The 18,075-nt window shown below is 48.7% G+C and carries 15 protein-coding genes; all 15 read right to left on the bottom strand.

The window, feature by feature from the left end; translation table 11 throughout:
* Positions 1–10: 10 nt before the first annotated feature.
* On the bottom strand, positions 11–352 hold the full coding sequence (locus G358_RS0102325; RefSeq protein ID WP_019635594.1) for a hypothetical protein: 342 nt from the start codon (positions 350–352) through the stop codon (positions 11–13).
* A 141-nt stretch (positions 353–493) separates the two neighbouring features.
* Complete coding sequence (locus G358_RS0102320) at positions 494–4,378, bottom strand: S-layer homology domain-containing protein (protein WP_019635593.1); 3,885 nt, start codon at positions 4,376–4,378, stop codon at positions 494–496.
* Positions 4,379–4,724: 346 nt separating this feature from the next.
* A complete protein-coding gene (locus G358_RS0102315; protein WP_019635592.1) occupies positions 4,725–5,123 on the bottom strand; it encodes a hypothetical protein in 399 nt (132 codons plus the stop codon).
* Positions 5,124–5,409: 286 nt separating this feature from the next.
* Entirely contained in the window at positions 5,410–6,531 is a 1,122-nt protein-coding gene (locus G358_RS0102310; protein ID WP_019635591.1) for a glycosyltransferase family 4 protein, read from the bottom strand.
* Between the two features lie 114 nt (positions 6,532–6,645).
* Entirely contained in the window at positions 6,646–7,392 is a 747-nt protein-coding gene (locus G358_RS0102305; protein ID WP_420836041.1) for a WecB/TagA/CpsF family glycosyltransferase, read from the bottom strand.
* Positions 7,393–7,459: 67 nt separating this feature from the next.
* Positions 7,460–8,608 (bottom strand): polysaccharide pyruvyl transferase CsaB, encoded by a 1,149-nt coding sequence (csaB, locus tag G358_RS0102300; protein WP_019635589.1) that lies wholly within the window; start codon positions 8,606–8,608, stop codon positions 7,460–7,462.
* Positions 8,581–10,602 carry a DUF5693 family protein gene (locus tag G358_RS0102295; protein WP_019635588.1) on the bottom strand — a complete coding sequence of 674 codons (2,022 nt, stop codon included), beginning with the start codon at positions 10,600–10,602 and terminating at the stop codon, positions 8,581–8,583. The genes csaB and G358_RS0102295 overlap by 28 nt, the downstream gene beginning before the upstream one ends.
* A gap of 106 nt (positions 10,603–10,708) precedes the next feature.
* A complete protein-coding gene (locus G358_RS0102290) occupies positions 10,709–12,427 on the bottom strand; it encodes a phospho-sugar mutase (protein ID WP_019635587.1) in 1,719 nt (572 codons plus the stop codon).
* Positions 12,428–12,509: 82 nt separating this feature from the next.
* Complete coding sequence (gene fabZ / locus G358_RS0102285) at positions 12,510–12,932, bottom strand: 3-hydroxyacyl-ACP dehydratase FabZ (RefSeq protein ID WP_019635586.1); 423 nt, start codon at positions 12,930–12,932, stop codon at positions 12,510–12,512.
* 292 nt (positions 12,933–13,224) lie between these two features.
* Positions 13,225–13,425, bottom strand: a complete 201-nt coding sequence (locus G358_RS0102280) for a DNA-directed RNA polymerase subunit beta (RefSeq protein ID WP_019635585.1) — start codon at positions 13,423–13,425, stop codon at positions 13,225–13,227.
* 12 nt (positions 13,426–13,437) lie between these two features.
* Positions 13,438–14,259: a flagellar hook-basal body protein gene (locus G358_RS0102275; protein WP_019635584.1), complete on the bottom strand. Its 822-nt coding sequence runs from the start codon at positions 14,257–14,259 to the stop codon at positions 13,438–13,440.
* A gap of 13 nt (positions 14,260–14,272) precedes the next feature.
* A complete protein-coding gene (locus G358_RS0102270) occupies positions 14,273–15,151 on the bottom strand; it encodes a flagellar hook-basal body protein (RefSeq protein ID WP_019635583.1) in 879 nt (292 codons plus the stop codon).
* A 78-nt stretch (positions 15,152–15,229) separates the two neighbouring features.
* A complete protein-coding gene (mreB, locus tag G358_RS0102265; RefSeq protein ID WP_019635582.1) occupies positions 15,230–16,228 on the bottom strand; it encodes a rod shape-determining protein in 999 nt (332 codons plus the stop codon).
* Between the two features lie 319 nt (positions 16,229–16,547).
* Positions 16,548–16,832, bottom strand: coding sequence for a sporulation transcriptional regulator SpoIIID (spoIIID, locus tag G358_RS0102260; RefSeq protein ID WP_019635581.1), 285 nt, complete (start codon positions 16,830–16,832; stop codon positions 16,548–16,550).
* Positions 16,833–17,319: 487 nt separating this feature from the next.
* Positions 17,320–18,063, bottom strand: coding sequence for a M23 family metallopeptidase (locus G358_RS0102255; protein ID WP_019635580.1), 744 nt, complete (start codon positions 18,061–18,063; stop codon positions 17,320–17,322).
* Positions 18,064–18,075: the final 12 nt, after the last annotated feature.

Below are 18,075 nucleotides of genomic sequence, written 5' to 3'. Positions count from 1 at the left end.
GCTGTTTTCCTTATCTGACCTTCATCGCCAACTGAATGATCCGGGCACGCATTTGAGGATCTGTTTCCAGCTTCGCGTACATATCATCAATCGGCTTCTTATTGTCTTTATAGGTCTTCTCATGCTTCATCGTCATATGCGACCAATCGATGAGCTCATTTTCCGCAGTGCGCAGTGCGTTGAACGCTTCATGGAATCCGGTTTCCACAACAAGAGATTCCATTACCTCTTGAGTTACCTCCTGAGCTTTAGCCGTTTCTTCGATTTTTTTCTCCAAAACTTTCGATTTATCCTCGAATTTGTGTTTTGCTTTCATATAGCCTAGCTGAGCCTTCGATAGGATCGGTTTCATCTGTCCTTATTCACCCTTTTGCTAAAATGTCTAATACTCCTCTGCTATTGTAACGTAATCTCCAACAAATTACAAAATGATGTAACTGGAAAAAAAGAGCCCTTGCCCCGCATATCGCGCCGGGGAAGGGCTGCTCCAGTGCTAGCTTAAGTTTTTAGGGAACATTTTCGTGCTCTTCTTAAGAAGCTCGACTGCAATTTTACCTGCTTCAGCCCGGGTCATCGGACTTTTCGGGTTAAAGTTAAGCGAGCTTTTCTTCTGTCCTGGTACCGTGACCGGCGTACCAGACATAATCTTCGCCTTATAAACCGCTTGAACGGCTGGACGGGCATAATAATCGATTCTGCCCGAATCCAGGAACGTCTTCGACAGCGATGCCTCCAGCTTGGTGTCATTCGCATCAAGCTTCAGCTCCAATGCTCTGGCGATCATGATAGCTGCCTGCTCTCTCGTCAAATCATTGCCGACACCGAAGTAACTATCGCCTACACCGGAAATGATTCCTGCTCGTGCCGCTGTTTCTATATGGGCGTACGTCCACGTATTCGTTCCGGTATCCGGCGAGACATCAAAGAATGTCTGGTTGTCATCATAATTCAGAGGCAGATTAAGCCCTTTGACCAGCAGTGTTGCAAACTCACCACGCGAAATCCGGTCATCTGTTCCAAAAGCGTCGGAACGGTAGCCGTTTTCACGCATAACTCCTTTGGAATACAAGGCATTCAACACTTCACGCGCCCAGCCATGATTCGTAATATCTTTATAGCTGCTTCTCAGCTTCATTACTTTATAATATCCAAATTCGTCGAATGGAACGGTGATCGTCCCCTTCTTCGTGTCCACCTCTCCGCCGATATTTTCCCATACTCCGGTATGCGTCAAGCGGAAAACAGTGATCGAAGTCCCGGCTGCATCCACTACGTTAGGATCGAAGGCAATCGTCAACTGACCGCGCTGCGACGGCTTCAATCTGCGGGTCGGATCGACCGTCATGAAGCTTATTGGCTCATGGCTGTTTAGGGACGGGTAGGAATACCAGGACGAATACGGAGGCAGTCCGTTTGTCGCTGGGGAATTATCAAGCTCTCCAAGCCCGCCGCTGATCCAGTAAACATCCGAGACTCTCGAGAAGTTGAAGGAATTGGTTTGGAACATACTCACTTCAAAGACCGGCCGCTCGATTTTCCGATATCCGTCGTCTTCCCCGCTCGTAGGATCAAAAATAATGCCGCCATAATCATTTCTTCTTTCCACTACCCCGTCATCTGGGTCGGCAATGCCGAATAAGAGTTTAGTTTCCGGGTAAAATTTTACAACGGTATTTCTAGGCACAACCGCATTTTGCAGTACTGTGCCTTTCGGGAAGGACAGTTCCAGCTTTTTGTTGAACACGCTGTATTTATTACTGACCTTCTCGGCCATAAACTGCGAATCTATTGCTACGGCAGAAGCGTAATAAACTTTAATGTCGCTATTATACTTCACACCGTTGCGATCTACTTCAATTTTGATCGTCGTCCAGCCGTCTTTCTTCAATCCGACATAGTCCAATACAAATCGGGCATTCTCCCCAGCCGGAAGATCCGTACGTTTAACCGCTTGCTCCTTGCCGATTTTTACGCTCGTCGCTCCTTCGGCTTCGATATCAAAGCGCACAAAGTTGCGGTTCACGATAATTTCCCCACCGACCGTAGGCTGAGGCGCCAATATGCGGAACCCGCTCACTTCACGTTTGACTTCCAGCTTCTGAGTCGTGCGTGAACCCGTCCTATTAATCAGTTCCAAATTATAGATATGCGCACCTGAAATATTTCTATCGAACTTCAGGTCACGGATCCGTAATATAAATTCCTCCGCTGTTCCGGAGAAATCATAGACCAGATCTCCGTAACTCGCACCGTTCTGATAAGTATCCGTCGGTATGGCCAGAATGAGCTTCGATCCTTCATAAAGCTCGATTTTCTCTGCCCCGCCACCGTGCAGCACCAAATCATAGGTCATTCTGCCTGTAGTAAAACCTTCATCAGTCGGAACAAAATCTGTAGACTGTTCAAAAATTTTGTTTAAATCATTCATACCAAAGTTATCGTAGATTACAGTCCGCTCATGGCCGACAGTCGGAGCAGCTACGGGAATAAACTTCTCGATTACCGATACGTTCTCATCGACAATAAAGATGCGAATCGTCTCAGTGATTTCCGTCTGTGTCTTGCCCGTAGGGTCATTGCCCGTTATTTTACCTTTCAATATGATCGTATTTTGACCATAATAAAACGGTCCGCTATCGCTTACGGGAAACTCCAGTCCGCTGATGACACCATTGTTGCCTAGCCAGGATGGATCATCCTTGCGCTGTTCCACTCCGTTAATGAAAACCTGGTTATGGAAATTATGTGTACCAGACCCGCTGTTCCCAAACCCGACATATTCCCCTTCAATCCGGATCTCCTGCGGATTACTGGAATTAATCGTGAGTGTTTGCCCATCTAACAGGTTTCTGATATGAATTCTACTCTTGGATACATAAGTAATATTGGCGTTATAAAAAGCATCCGGAGAGTTTTCAAAGTAGAAGCGAACCTGCTGAGTTCCATTCGCAAACCCAGTCACCTCATATACTGCCTGCTTTGGCGTTGGCGAAGCCACATGCCTCAAGTTCACATCCCTAACGCTTAATGGTAAATATTTACCAACCAGCTTGGTAGGGTCACTAATGTCATCGTCACTCTCCACTAAAATATAAAACACGGAGGTAGTCACTTGCGAATTGTTAAGCGCCTTTTTATTAGCCAGGCTCGGATTTGTTTCATAGCCTTCCAGCAGATACATGTTCTTAATCACTTGTTGTCCCGGCGCGTACTTAAAAGTAGCTCTCTTGGTTGCTCTATATTGATCATTTGGTCTCGATGAATCGCCATATTTGATCGTCACATCAATAGTTTGATTACTCACTGTAGTATCGAAATCAAATTCCCCTGTAGTCGTGAAAGTGATCAGACGATACGCCGGTGTGACACCGTCTGGACCTGGTATCGTTACTTCTTCTGAGGAAGTAGCTACAAAGTCTTGAGCCGCCCCTCTATTCACTACCACACTGATTTCATTATTTCCATTAAATCCTTCCGTTTTATAAGGCAGCAGTACTTGGCCGGTTATGGCAGCATTTGCCGGTGCTTTGGAAACCGTCGGCGCCGCACCTAATAAATCATGCTCGGTTCCGTTATGCAGCAAAGCCAAATCTACAAAAGGCTGATTTTGGTCGAAGAAATACACTTCCCGCTTGAAAGTTATTTTACTCGTCTCATTCCCTACTTCAATTGTCAACGTATTCAGGCCTGGAACAAGGTCGATATAACTAGTGAAGAACTCCTTCGTTTGTTCAATCAATGTCGCTAACTGTTCACCGCTGCTGCTGTTGCTGTCGTTAGTGATTCGAATTCGCGTGGCATTATCGTATATGCCGCGAACCATGATTCTGCTGTTTGACGCTACCGCTCTAGCATCTTCATTTAAGTTAATCGCGGTTGAGCCGCCCCCAGGATAAATGATATTCGCATTTACAAGTGTCGGGGTCCGATCGTACAATACATAGAAAGTATCGGATCGTTTACTATTCCCTTGGCTCCCTGTAAATGTAACTTTATTGTAGCCTGGAAACAGACGAAGATTTACCGAAAAACGGTTATTTCCGTTATCCGTAAGCTGCTCTGTAATAATACGCGTACTGTCTGCTTCCCACTGCGTAGGAGTTCTGGATTGCAGTTGTTGTACGGTTACCGCCAAATCAGTACTGACCTGGCTGTAAGTTCCTTCTACAGGATAAGTTTCAGAGGATGATACTTTCACCTTATCACTGTTTAAATCAGCCAAATCCATCGAACTCGTCTTCAATAAATCTGGATCATCCGGCATAAAATAAGCCGGGGGATTCGCCGCCTCAACAGTTTGTGTCAGGCCAAGGGGAACGAGTCCAACAATTAATGATACCAAAGCCAGCCACACCAGTGGTTTCTTCAAGCGCTGCATGCACTAATCTCTCCTTTATTTCTTAATTTACGATTGTCATGGTGCCAAGATCGCCCCTAATCATCACATAATTTAATTATCGGTACCTAATAGATAAATATTTAGGAATAAAGGGAAAAGTATTTGAGATATTTAATCGATATCTATATAGAAGCGCTCACAATATATTGAACGCCATACACCGAAGCAAGCCTGAAGCTCACCTTGGGCCACCTTGGATTTGGAATGGGAGTTGCCTTCACTTCTTCACATAAACGATAGCTGTACAAAAAAAGACCCGCTGCCCACAAGGGTACAGCAAGGGTCGCTTTTACTGAACAATTAAGCCATGCTAGCAAACAAAAATTCACTTCGCCCGCCACAGCGCTGAAATATCTGTTTCCTGCTCAATGGAGCGCAAGGATAGCTTCTCCAATATTTTCTCATACCGTTCTTGTCCTTCTTTAAGCCGTACAAAATCCCCACGCAGTTGGTGAACGTCCATGCTAAGGGCATCCAACTTCGCATCGGTCTCTTCTTGCCGGTCACGGATCGCTCGAACGATCGTATTTGTCTCATCTAACTGCGATTGCATCAGGCCTTGCGTTTCTTTGATCGCCTGGATTTCGGATTTCATCGCTTGCATATCCGACCTCATCGACTGCATCTCGGGTTTCATCGACAACATCTCGGATTTCATCGACTGCTGGTCGGACTCTATGTTGCTTACCTTGTGTAATATCTCTCGAAGCAGTTGTTCACTCATCGGAATAACTCCCTCTCATAGAATGAATTCGACAATTTACTGCCTATTATTTATTATACTAACCGTCCATTTCTGAATGCAATATGACATTCATTCCGTTTGATCAACTTTATTCTTTCTAATATTAAAAAAAACAACCCTCGCTATACATTTACAAGCAAGGGTTGTCCGATAATAGTGCACAAGTACAAATGCAAGTCCAAGTCATCATTGCAATTTCCTGATCAGTTCCTGAAAAATGGTGTTACTTTCAAACCTCAAACAACATTACTTTCGAGAAACAACGTTACTTCGAGCCGCGTTCCGTATTTACCTTCATACGCAGCCGGGCAAAGAAATCAAGCAGCGGCCGTTTTGTCTTGCCGATCAGGCCGATCACTTCAGCGCCGATTTGCAGGAAGAAGACCATTATGCAAATGACGACGAAAGTTACCCAGTTCGCATTGTACATCGCTGCTGAAGACTGAATAATCGCCAGCACTCCGAAAAAGGCAGCGATCCCGTAAATAATGAGCACCGTCTGGCGATGAGAAAATCCTAGCTCACGCAGGCAATGATGCAAATGACCTTTATCCGGTGAGAAAATCGGCTTCTTCTGTACCCAGCGGCGTACGATAGCGAACAGCGTGTCCGAAAGGGGGACGCCAATCAATATGAGCGGTGTCAAGAAAGAGACGATCGCAATTTGCTTAAAGCCCAAAAGCGACAGAAGCGCCAAACTGAATCCGAGGAACAGCGCCCCTGAGTCCCCCATGAAGATTTTGGCCGGATGAAAGTTAAAGAATAAAAATCCAATAATGCTGCCAAGAAGCAGTAGACACAGCAGTGCTACGACAACATTCCCCATCAAAAAGGCCATAACGGCGATCGTACCGATAGCAATAGCGGAAACTCCCGCAGCCAGCCCATCCAGTCCGTCAATCAAGTTGATGGCGTTCGTCACGCCCACAATCCATAAAATAGTAAACGGAATGGCGATCCAGCTCTCGACGGAGGCATACGAATGAAACGGAATGTTGGCAAATTCCAGTTTAATATCAAAACCGAATACGACGATGCAAGCCGTAGCGATCTGAATGAGAAACTTCAATTTGGCCGATAGATCAAAGCGGTCGTCCAGTGCGCCGAGCAGCAAAATCATCGTGCCGCCAACGAGAAACGCTTTAACGAAGTTCACTTCGCGTACGGAGAATGATTCCGGAATAAACGGAAGCAGCAGAAAAAAAGCAATAAGAAACGCTAAATATATTCCTAGCCCACCCAATCTTGGCATTAGCCTGGTGTGAACCTTTCTCGCATTAGGCACGTCCACGGCGCCGACTTTAAATGCAAATTTCTTCACGAGCGGCGTCAGTCCCAGCGCAAGGCCGAGCGAGACGATAAAACCGATAATATATATATACCACATGTAAAATTCAACCCCCAATTGTTCTGCCCGGAATGAATTATACTCTGTTTAAAAGTAAATCACCAAGTCCGTAATTCAGCAATTTCACGCCGTTTCCCTTCAAAACCAACTTATTTAACGTGATTTCGTAAGGTTTCCTCTTTCCCGCAGCACGCGGACTGCGAATCTCGGCAGCGCAAGCATTCTACGGAACCGGGTAGGTTCCTTTATTAAGCGATATAACCATTCAAGCCGAAGCTTCTGGAACAACTTCGGGGCCCGTTTCGTTTTGCCTGAAATGACATCAAAGCTGCCGCCAACCCCCATTACAACGGGGACGCCCAGCCTTTGCTTATATTTGGCGATCCACGGCTCCTGCGTATCCGCTCCACGGGCAACAAACAACAGGTCTGGGCTAGTCTTCCGTATTTCATCCACGACCTCTTCGTCCTGTTCTGCGGTAAAATAACCATCCCGATAACCGACGATCTCCGTTCCGGGGTATAGCTCCTTTAGCCTGCTGGCCGTTTTCTCCACAACTTCGGGGCTCGCTCCAAGCAAGTATACTTTCCAGCGATGCAGCTCCCCCTGCTTCATTAATTCATGAAGAAGGTCATAGCCTGCCACCCGCTCCGTAACCGGGTCGCCGCCGATCCGCGAAGCCCAGACAACGCCTGTTCCATCGGGCACGATAAGCTCTGCTTGCTGCATCATCTTTTTATAGGAAGGATCCTCCAGCGCCGCCATCACCATAACCGGATTTGCCGTGATGACTTGATGCGGCTTGCGAGCAGACACAGCAGCCGTTAAATAGCGGACCGTTTCCTGCATCCCCCATTTTGAAAAAGGAATGCCAAGAATGGTAACTATCCTTCGCTCTATTCCAGCAGTGCTTATACTCTGCTCTTCCGCTTCATTGTTAGAATGATTCAAGCTATTCACGCGAAGCTCACCCTTTGCTCTGTAAATATTCCACTATGCGCTTTGCCGGATGCTGGGCTTCCCGCCGCAATTGTTCGAGCTGCGCTGCATGAGAAGCGCGCCAGCCCTCCCGGTCATGAAGCAGCCGCTCACTTTCCGCGGCGACGATACGATGATCCAAATCAGCACTCGTTCCTGCCGGGACGCTGCCAAGGCGGCCCAGGAAGTGATCGATTTTAGGATCATAGGAGATGCCCAGCATCGGCACGTTTTGAGATGCCGCATAGATTAAGCTGTGCAGGCGCATGCCGATCAGCAAATCACAGGATTTCACTTCACTCAGCATTTCCAACGGCGTCTCACTCTGGGGAGCGATACTAACTTGACTTCCATGATCTTCTAAATGACTTAACCTATCCATTACAAAGCGTGAAGCCTCGTCATCACCCGGAATATGAAAAGGTAAAAACCGAATGTGCAGTCGCATTCTGCTCATCAAAGCATCAAGCCCCTCGGCTAGCTTCTTAAGCTCACTCCGTTGCGGATTCCAATAACGAACAGAAACGCCGACGAGCGGGATCCCTTCCTCCTTCGAGACCCGGTTCCCACCCAGAACAAGGCTCTCAGCATCCGCTTCCGGCAATGACAGCCCCATAACCGGGTCGGGAACGACTTCAATCATGTCCTTGGGCACACCGATATCCCGCAGTAAAGCGGACGATTCCACATCCCGTACAGAGACATATTCGCAGCGGCGAAACACAGAAGCGATCAGCGGGCGGAATATCGCGCGGTTCACTGGGCCGATCCCCTGGGCGTAAACAAAGGTCGGCTTGCGCAGCCATTGCGCCAGCTTAATGACGCCCAAATAGTAGGGGATCGTTTTTACCCCCGTCGCGTCCTGCAGCAAACTGCCACCGCCGCTTATGAGTCCGCTGCTATTTTTGATAGCGTTCCTTACTTCGCCGAATTTCATCCGGTGGACAGCCTTAACTCCGTAGGTCCGGGATGTCCATTCCGGATCGATCGACAGAACGACGGGCTCAATCTTCATTCCCGCTGCCTCGCTCTCTTCCTTAAGCGCAGCCAGAATCGATTGCAGCACCGCTTCGTCCCCAATGTTACGAAAACCATAGTAACCGGAAATAACTAATGTTTGAGAAGACGTGGCGACCATTTCTTCCAACACCTTTCAAGGATATACCAGACTAAGACGGCCAACAATCCAACGATTAAGCCGAGACCTAATCCAAGTACGCCGCGAATGAGCGAAAGTACAGCTGGAGTATGAATATGAGCGAAAGTGTCCACCATCGACAGTTGGCCAATCACCGCGATAATCAGAGCGTATAACGCCCAGCGATAACGGAAAGCAGCGAAAACTCCGACGATAAACAGCGGATGAGCAAATAAGAACTCCTTATTCCGTGGTCTGACGCCAACCGTATTCTCGAGTACTGAACGGAACACGGCCTCTCCCGGCAGGAGAGTTCCGGCATTGCCGGTACGGGATAAATAATAGAACGCAGCCGCGCCGAAAACGACGGCTCCTACAACCATTACGAGCGTAATTGGCATACGCATCCAGGCGCGCAATTCCTCCACCAAGCTAGTACCCTTATACAGCATAATATAAACAGCTACCAAGAAAACCGGAGCCAAATGGAGCAGACTGACCCCTCGGAACTGACTGAGCACTAAACTATACGTAATATTGTTAAGAAGCGCAATGACAAACGGTACTGCCAGCAGTGACAACACGGATGTTTTTAAATACAGCACAAGCGCATGCGTCAATCTGCGGCCCGCCGACATATCCGGCACAGCCTTGCTGAGGTCCCTTATTTTCCGGAACGCATAAATCGTCGCAATCGTTGGCGCACTAATTGCCACACCTAAGGCGAGAGCCTGCTCCAGCAGCGTAGGTCTAAGCACGTATAACCCTGCCGAGCCCACTAGTCCCAGCAAAAACGAACCTAGCGTCAGCGTCGGTGCAAATATGGAAATCAGGAGAGCAATAAACGCCACGCCCCCAACTACTACAACAGCCTTCAAATATTTCTGCCAGGAAGCATCGACGACCTGAAATGCCTCGGCCTGACCTAGTTCAAATCCGTTGTTTTGCACCCGCTCAACCGCATTTCCCGGCTCCAGAAGCGTATGCACAATGTTGTCAAGAGGATTCGTAACCGCGCCCTTTTGCAAGTCTTTGCTCGGAGCAGCATTGAAATAAATCATGCGGATGTTGCGATCCTTGGTCGCCAATGCAATCTTGTCGGCCACGACCATTCTATCCAGATTCACATCGGTGTCGGATAACGAAAATAGGCGAACTGCATTGTAATCGGTCAAATAAGCTATTTTATGAAAGCCTTTGGGCTGAACCCTATTGTTCTCGATCACGACGATCCCCAGCTCATGTTTATTCAGCAAATCAGCCATCCTCTGGATGCTGCCCTTCTCCTCATCCTCCTGGTAGCCTTTGACCCCTTCGCCATCGAGCGTAATGCGCGTGACCCCATTTTCTTTATAAAAAGACAGCAGCCTGTCTACATCTTCTTCGTTAAACGGGACATTATCACTTAAGCGAGGCACAATATTAAAGCCTTTATCCCTCAGCATCTTAAAGGCAATCGGATCGGTCTCAAGAAGCTGCTTCAGTACGGCATCCTCCGGTCCGGCTGCAATTCTTAAGCCGCCATGCCCTTCATATTCCCAAGGAGAAACGGCGATATCAAAATTGCGCATCCCCTGTTCAATAATCGGTCTAAGCTGACGTTCATTCTCTTCCGTCGTAAAAGCGACATACGTATCATTTTCGTTCTCCGAAATGACTGCATTGTTCATCTTGGCTACATCCGCCGCCGTAAACAGCATCACCCGGCGCGCCTTAATCAGTTCGTCAAGCGTAGTCTCAAACATCGCCATCGATCCGATGCCCGCTTTTTTAAGGCGATCGAGCTGCTCGTCCAAAAATACGGATGGATCCGCCTGATAGGATGCGACCTCCAGCAAACCGCGATAATTAAACACAAATTCGACCTTTTTGGAAGACGATTCGGTCTGAACACGTTGATAAATTACAGGAATAGAAGCGATAATTCCGACAACTACTAATATCCACAACAATTTGCGGGACGCATTATTCCATCGTTGCCAACCTTGGATCACAAAGGTACCTCCTCAATATGAATCCCGCCCCTTCCGGCACGCATCCAGTTGAACTGAATCCTTGCCGGAAAGGGGCAAAATTAAAAAATCCATCGTTACAGTACGATCAAGCACCAGCGTGCTTCAGCACTTCTATCTGAAGCTGCTCGAGCCGTGCCGCCGCATCCGCGCCCGATGAGCCACGGACCGCGAAGTAAAACTTAATTTTCGGCTCCGTGCCGGAAGGACGCAGACAGAACCAGGAACCGTCTTCAAGCAGAAACTTCAATACGTTCTCTTTAGGCAATCCATACAGGCCTGCAGAATAATCCTCTACTTGGGATACCGGTATATTTCCAATGTTCTGAGGCGGCTGGTTCCGGAACTGATCCATCAGGGCAACGATTTGTGCCAGGCCGTCTTTGCCTTTCAGCGTGCGTGACACTAGCGACTCCCGATAGTACCCGAATTTGGCATACAACTCTTCGAGAACATCAATCAGCGACTTCCCTTGCCGTTTATAGAATGCGGCTGCTTCGCATATGAGTGTAGCGGCGACGACCGCATCCTTGTCCCGGGCATAATTTCCTGCCAAATATCCGTAGCTTTCCTCATACCCAAACAAATATGTGTATTCTCCGGATTGCTCGAACTGGTTCATCTTTTCGCCGATATATTTAAATCCGGTCAGCGTATTAAAAACTTCAGCTCCATAATGACGAGCAATTTCAGCACCGAATTCACTCGTTACGATCGTCTTGACAACCGCGCCATTGGCAGGCAGCTTCCCTGCCTCCTTCATCTGGCTCAAAATATAGTGCACGAGAATCGCTCCGGATTGATTACCGGTCAAAACTTCATATTCGCCGGATGCATTTTTTACTACGGCTCCCATACGGTCGGCATCGGGATCTGTACCGATCAATATGTCTGCACCAACCTGCTCTCCCAATTCAATCGCGAGCTTGAATGCTTCCCGCTCTTCGGGATTGGGCGATTTAACGGTGGAAAATTGAGCGTCAGGCTGCTCCTGCTCCTTCACGATATGCACCTGCGTGAAGCCCAGCTTATCGAGCACACGGCGCACAGGTATATTCCCCGTACCATGCAGTGGCGTAAAAACAACGACCACATCTTCCCCGGCCCCTTGAGACAATAGATCCGGGTTCAAGCTGGCGCTGGCCACTATATCAACAAAAGCTTCATCCTCCGCTTCACCCAGCCACACTAGCAGTCCTGCAGCTTCCGCCTCTTCCTGTGTCAAACGTCTAACCTGATCGAAGGAGTTCAGCTCTTTAATGTTCCGAATCACCTGCTCCGCCTCATGCGGAACAAGCTGGCCACCGCTGGCATTATACACTTTATAACCGTTATATTCCGGAGGATTATGGCTCGCGGTAATGACAATGCCGCCGGTCGCCCGTAAATGACGCACCGAAAAAGACAGCTGCGGTGTAGGGCGGAGTGATGGGAACAGCTTCGCAACGATCCCGTTGCCCGCCAGCACGAGCGCTGCTTCAAGTGCAAATTCCGGCGAGTAATGCCGGCTGTCATACGCGATTACGACGGATGCTGATTCCTCCTTGGCTCCATGAGCTTCCAGTATATACTGGGCCAGACCTTGCGTAGCACGTCCGACCGTGTAACGGTTCATCCGGTTGCTTCCGGCCCCGATTACGCCCCGAAGCCCACCCGTGCCGAATTCCAAATCGCGGTAAAAGCGGTCCTCCAGCTCGGCCGGATTCCCCGCCAGCGATCTCAGTTCCTCTTTTGTCGCCTCGTCAATGGAAGGATCCTGAAGCCAACTGTTTACTTTCTCTTCAATGGTATGACTTAAATCAGCCATGGTTACACGCTCCTCCTTAAGCTTATCTCTGTAGGGTAAAGCCTCTTGATGGTGTAAACACTATTTAGGAATGCTGGAGTGGCTAGGATAAAGCGAACATGATCTCGCCTTCTGCCACAACCTTGCCTTCAACGGAAGCAACAGCCCGGCCTTTGCCGAAGGTGCCTTTAAGCCGGATAATCTCCACCTCAAGGCGCAAGGTATCCCCGGGAACGACCTGTCCACGGAAGCGGAAACCGTCGAGGGAGGCAAGAAAACCGATTTTCCCCCGGTTGCTCTCCACGCTAAGAATTGCTGTGGCTCCGACCTGAGCTAGTGCCTCGGTAATCAGCACTCCCGGCATAACCGGATAGTCAGGAAAATGGCCCGCAAAAAACGGCTCATTCACAGTGACGTTTTTAATGCCGACGGCCCGTTTGCCCTCCTCCATCTCCACAATGCGATCCACCAGCAAAAACGGAGGGCGATGCGGAATAATTTCCTGGATTTGTTTCGAGTCTAACATATGTAATGCTCCCTTCACTATTCTATTTTTAAATCGCTCGATCGTATAAAAACGATCCAAAGCGGCCAAACTGTAATTATCCTTCGCGTCTGCAGAAGCGAGGGTTAAGATAAGGGGCTGATCCACAGATGGCACACAGCCGTCTATGGATCAAGCCCTTTTGAATTTTCTTTTCGTACACAGCACCCCCATCATTATACATTTTCCTCGTTTAAAAAGAAAACTCCCGATTTCCGGGAGTCTAACATGAATATGACATTAATATGACCAGTTCTTTCATTATATCGCCCTGTTACGGGGCAAATACGAGGTCGAACACATGCCGCCATGTGCTCCATTCCAGAATATCGTGAATATCCTGCTTGCCGAGTACGACATAACCTACAACTGCTCCTCCAACCAATGCTAAAGCAAGGAACAGAACGATAAGAAACATCCGCAGGATCACAATCCAGCCGGAACGCTTCTTCACCGGTTTCTTGTCTTGCCTCATGAAACCCTCCACCTATCCGCGCAAGTTATTGGCTAAATTCATCATCGTATCACTGGATGTCAGCGCGCGTGCCGCAAGCTGATAAGCCCGCTGTACCTGCATCATCTCAGCCATTTCATTTGCCAGATCGACGTTGGAGCTCTCAAGCGCTCCTTGCCGGATGCTTGCCTGTTCATTTTGCGGAAGCTCCGAAGTAGCCGTAAGGACTTCTTCTATAACAGCGCCCGGCGCCAATACGAACAAGTTGCCATCCTTCTGCTCAAGCGCCTCTGGGCGAAGCGGAGTCACCAGCCCAATACGACCAGCCGCTGTCTCTGTCGTGCCGACAACAGCCGTTATATTCCCTTCCCCGTCAATGCTCAGCGTAGAGCCGGCAGGCACTTCAATCGGAGCCCCCTCCGAATTTAACAGGAGATGTCCTTGGTTATTAACGATAAAGGCCGTTTCGCCATCAACAGGATTCGGCTGAATGTGAAAGTCACCAGCTCTAGTGTATGCTCTTACCCCGTCAGGAGTCAATATTTCGAACAGCGCATTCCCTTGTATAGCCAGATCCATCATATTCCCGGTCTCCTGAAGCGAGCCCTGGGTGAAATTTAACGTTACCTCTCCCATACGGGAACCGAATCCCATATTAAAACCAAGCGGAGTAGCCCGGCCGGGCAGCTGGAAATCGGAGGACTGCTGCATAACGCTAGTCAATGTATCCTCGAAGGAAGCTTCCTTGCGTTTATATCCTACCGTATTGATATTCGCAATATTATCTGCGATCAAATCCAGCCGCTGCTGAATTCCACTCATGGATACCATGGCAGTGATCATCGAGTTATTCATGTGGCCCCCCTATTTATACACGGCCGATTTCATTAACCGCTTTTTCTAAACTTTTATCATAATATTGGATCATTTTCTGATTTGATTCATAGGCCCGCTGTGCAGCCATCAGATCCACCATCGCCTGAGCCGTGTCCACGTTAGACACTTCGAGATAACCCTGGCGCACTTCAGCTCCCTCATCTGCTTCCAAAGCACGAATGCCGGCATCTTCCTCATTCTGTACGCGGAATACGCCATTCCCTTCCCGAACGAGTTCCTGTGGACGATTTACAACGGAAACGCCCAGCCGAATATCGATGGGATCGCCGCTGCTATACAGGTTACCCAATCCATCCGCTTGGAGTGAATCGATCGGCTCCGCGAGCACGATAGCATTTCCCTCCGCATCAAGCACCTGGTATCCGAGCTTCGTTCTCAGCTCTCCTGCAGCATTCACGAAAAAGCTGCCATCCCGAGTATATCGGACATTCCCTTCATCATCCTGCACCGAAAAAAAAGTTTGCGGACGATAAATGACTTCCCCGTCCTCATTGACGTATTTGCCCGATGCGTCAAACGGAATGAGTTCCCCTGTAGCAGGATCTTCCACGCCAATGCTGGAAATAAGCGCAAAGTCGGAGCCCTTCCCTGTCTCCCTGAGGTCTCCCTGCATAAAGAAAGGCAAACTCTCTTCCGCAAACACCCCGGTGTTCAGTTTTCCGATTCGCCGGGCACCTGCCATGCTGCTGTCACCTATAAGCGAAACGAGCATCTCCGGAAAAGAATGAGCCACGCTGTTCGTCTGCTTATAGCCCGGTGTGTTGATGTTTGCTATATTCTGAGTCACCGTATCATGGCGTCTTTGCTCCGTGATCATGCCGGCGGCTGCGGTATAGAGTCCTCTTAACATAGATTGACCTCCAAACTGATTACTAATCTTTCATCTATATATCGGACGTTACTGATCTTTCATCTATATATCGGACGATCAGAACTTTTTCTTAATAACCTTGTCCAAATTGTCGAGCATCATGCCCGTGCCTTTTACGACGCAGTGCATCGGGTCCTCTGCAATGAGCACCGGAACCCGCAGCTCTTCCGCCAGCAGCTCGTCCAATCCGTTCAGAAGCGCGCCTCCCCCCGTGAGAATAACCCCCCGGTCTATAATGTCAGCAGACAGCTCTGGCGGAGTACGCTCTAATACCGATTTGGCCGCCGCCACAATCGAGAATACAGGATCCGACAAAGCCTCCTGCACCTCTTTGGATGATATTGTCACCGTTAGAGGCAGCCCAGAAACCATATCTCTACCGCGGATATCAAGCTCTCCTACAGCCCCCGTCGGGTAAACCGTGCCGATTGCAATTTTAATATCCTCTGCCGTCCGCTCGCCGATGAGCAGCTTGTACTTTGTTTTAATATATCTAATGATCGCGGTGTCGAATGTGTCGCCGGCAACTTTAATGGACGAAGCCGTAACGATGTCCCCCATGGAGAGCACCGCCACGTCTGTCGTCCCGCCGCCGATATCAACGACCATGTTTCCGCTAGGCTCATAAATGTCCATCCCTGCGCCGATTGCTGCCGCTTTCGGCTCCTCTTCCAGAAATACGTCCTTGGCTCCGCTATGCTCCGCAGCTTCCCGAATCGATTTCTGCTCTACAGACGTAATGTTCGTTGGCGCGCAAATAAGAACACGGGGATGACTGTACCAGCTTTTAGCGCCTACGCGATTAATAAAATGCTTGAGCATCGTCTCCGTAATTTCAAAATCAGCAATAACCCCGTCTCTAAGCGGGCGGATCGCTACGATATTGCCCGGCGTCCGGCCAACCATGCGTCTTGCATCCTCGCCGACGGCAAGCACCCGCTTCGTATCGCTTTCAATCGCCACGACAGACGGTTCATCGAGAACTACCCCTCTTCCTTTCACATGAATCAATACATTAGCCGTACCTAAATCAATACCGATATCCTTGCTAATCATCCCGATGCTCCCCCAAAGCGTATTTTATAAATCACGGAAAACGCTGTCTATGTAAGCCCTGTCTTCCAATGTGCTGAACAAGCTCCATTAGGTTCTCCCTACTCCAGAGGGAGAAACGAAGCTCCGCACCTTATGGTAAAAGTTTCCCTTTATATACTTTGTTGTTATTCGACAAAAAACCGCGATAATCCTTTATATTTCGGGATTTATGGATAAAAATCCACTTTCTCGTACCATATTTAAAAATACCATACTTTGGGGGATGTATTCAATAATTATCCTACCGCACGGGAGTTTGCCGCTCATCGCCTGCAGCTCGTCATTTCGCCGAGCCGATGGCCTCTCGTTTCGTCTGTCCTTTTTTCTTATACTTGATCTTAGTCGCCTCTCCGCCACGAAGATGTCTGATCGACTTATGGTATTCGAGAATGTGCTTCACCTGATCCGCCAATTCCGGATTAATTTCCGGAAGACGCTCGGTCAAATCTTTATGCACTGTGCTCTTAGACACACCAAACTCCTTGGCAATCGTCCGAACCGTGTGCCGAGTTTCCACGATGCAGCGACCTATTTTAATCGTCCGTTCCTTGATGTAATCGTGCACGCTCCCGCCTCCCTACTCGAGATAGTTTGGTACATTATATGAGGGGCGTGCCCATATATTCACTGTTTCGGAGGCCTGACAAGCCCGGACAAGATCATTTATTTTTACAAATCGGGGGGGAGGGAGCATTAAGGCCTTGCGGAGCCTGTAGGTACTTAGCCCTCGCTTTTTGTATAAATTTATAAAAATGACTAATTCGTGTTTCAAAACATGTCTTTCGCGGTTTGGAACATGCTCCTGCCGAAATCATACTTTCTCTTGCGCAAATCTCAGCTAGCCTGCGAAGCCGAACAATATGCCTATTTCGCTAATCTCAGCCGGCCTGTGAAGCCGTACAATATGCCCCTTGCGCTAGTCTCCCTGGCCTGTAAAGCCACAATATGCCTATTGTGCTAGTCCTTGATGCCCTTCGGAAAGGCGTTCACGCAAAAAAAGCTGTCCCCAGCAGATTTGTCTGCTTGTAGGACAGCTTCTCACCGCTTGCAAATTAATTGCTTGGCAGCACTGTGACCGGGTTGACTAGCTCGCCGTTTTCGTAGATCACAAAATGCAAGTGGTTGCCCAGATCCTTCTCTATTTCGTTCCGGCCTGCGGTGGCAAGATGATCCCCTTGCTTCACTTCGGCTCCCTGTTTCACCTTCACATCGTTCAAGCTTTCATAGACGGTCTTCAAGTTGTTCGCATGGGTAATTTCCACCACATAGCCAAGCAGCGGGTTTTCTTCCACACGGGTAACTTTGCCGGCGAGTGCCGCTTTCACTTCAAACGGCTGATCATCCTCTCGTGCTAAATCGATCCCGGTATTCGGTGTAAAGGTGTCCTTGTACTGGACCATCGCCGCCTGATGTTCTTCGGCTGATCCTTCTTTTTCATAGAACGGCTTCACTACCACGATCTCGGCTCTATTTGCGACCGGCCAGATTAAATCTTCCATCTTTGCCATCTTGGGGTCGGCAGTCTTATCCACGACTTCTCCTTGTGTAACTTCGTCCACTGGGGGCTGCACCGAATCCGTTACGCTGGCGGGGGTCGATTCCATCGGCTTACGGCCTGCATCCTGATAGACCCACACTAAGGTTAGTATAATTGCCGCTGCCGCCACGTACGCTGCCGGATAAACCCATCTTTTGGACAATACTTTTTTCCATGCGGACGCTGGCACTTCCGGCTCACCCATTATATTTTTGGGAGCTTCCTCATGGGACTGGTTTTTTGGTTTCTGTTCATTCATTTGGTATCACCT

Source organism: Paenibacillus fonticola DSM 21315, assembly GCF_000381905.1.
GTDB classification, from domain to species: domain Bacteria; phylum Bacillota; class Bacilli; order Paenibacillales; family Paenibacillaceae; genus Fontibacillus; species Fontibacillus fonticola.
Note: the sequence above shows the minus strand (reverse complement) of the source record. Positions and strands in the feature narration are given on the sequence as shown.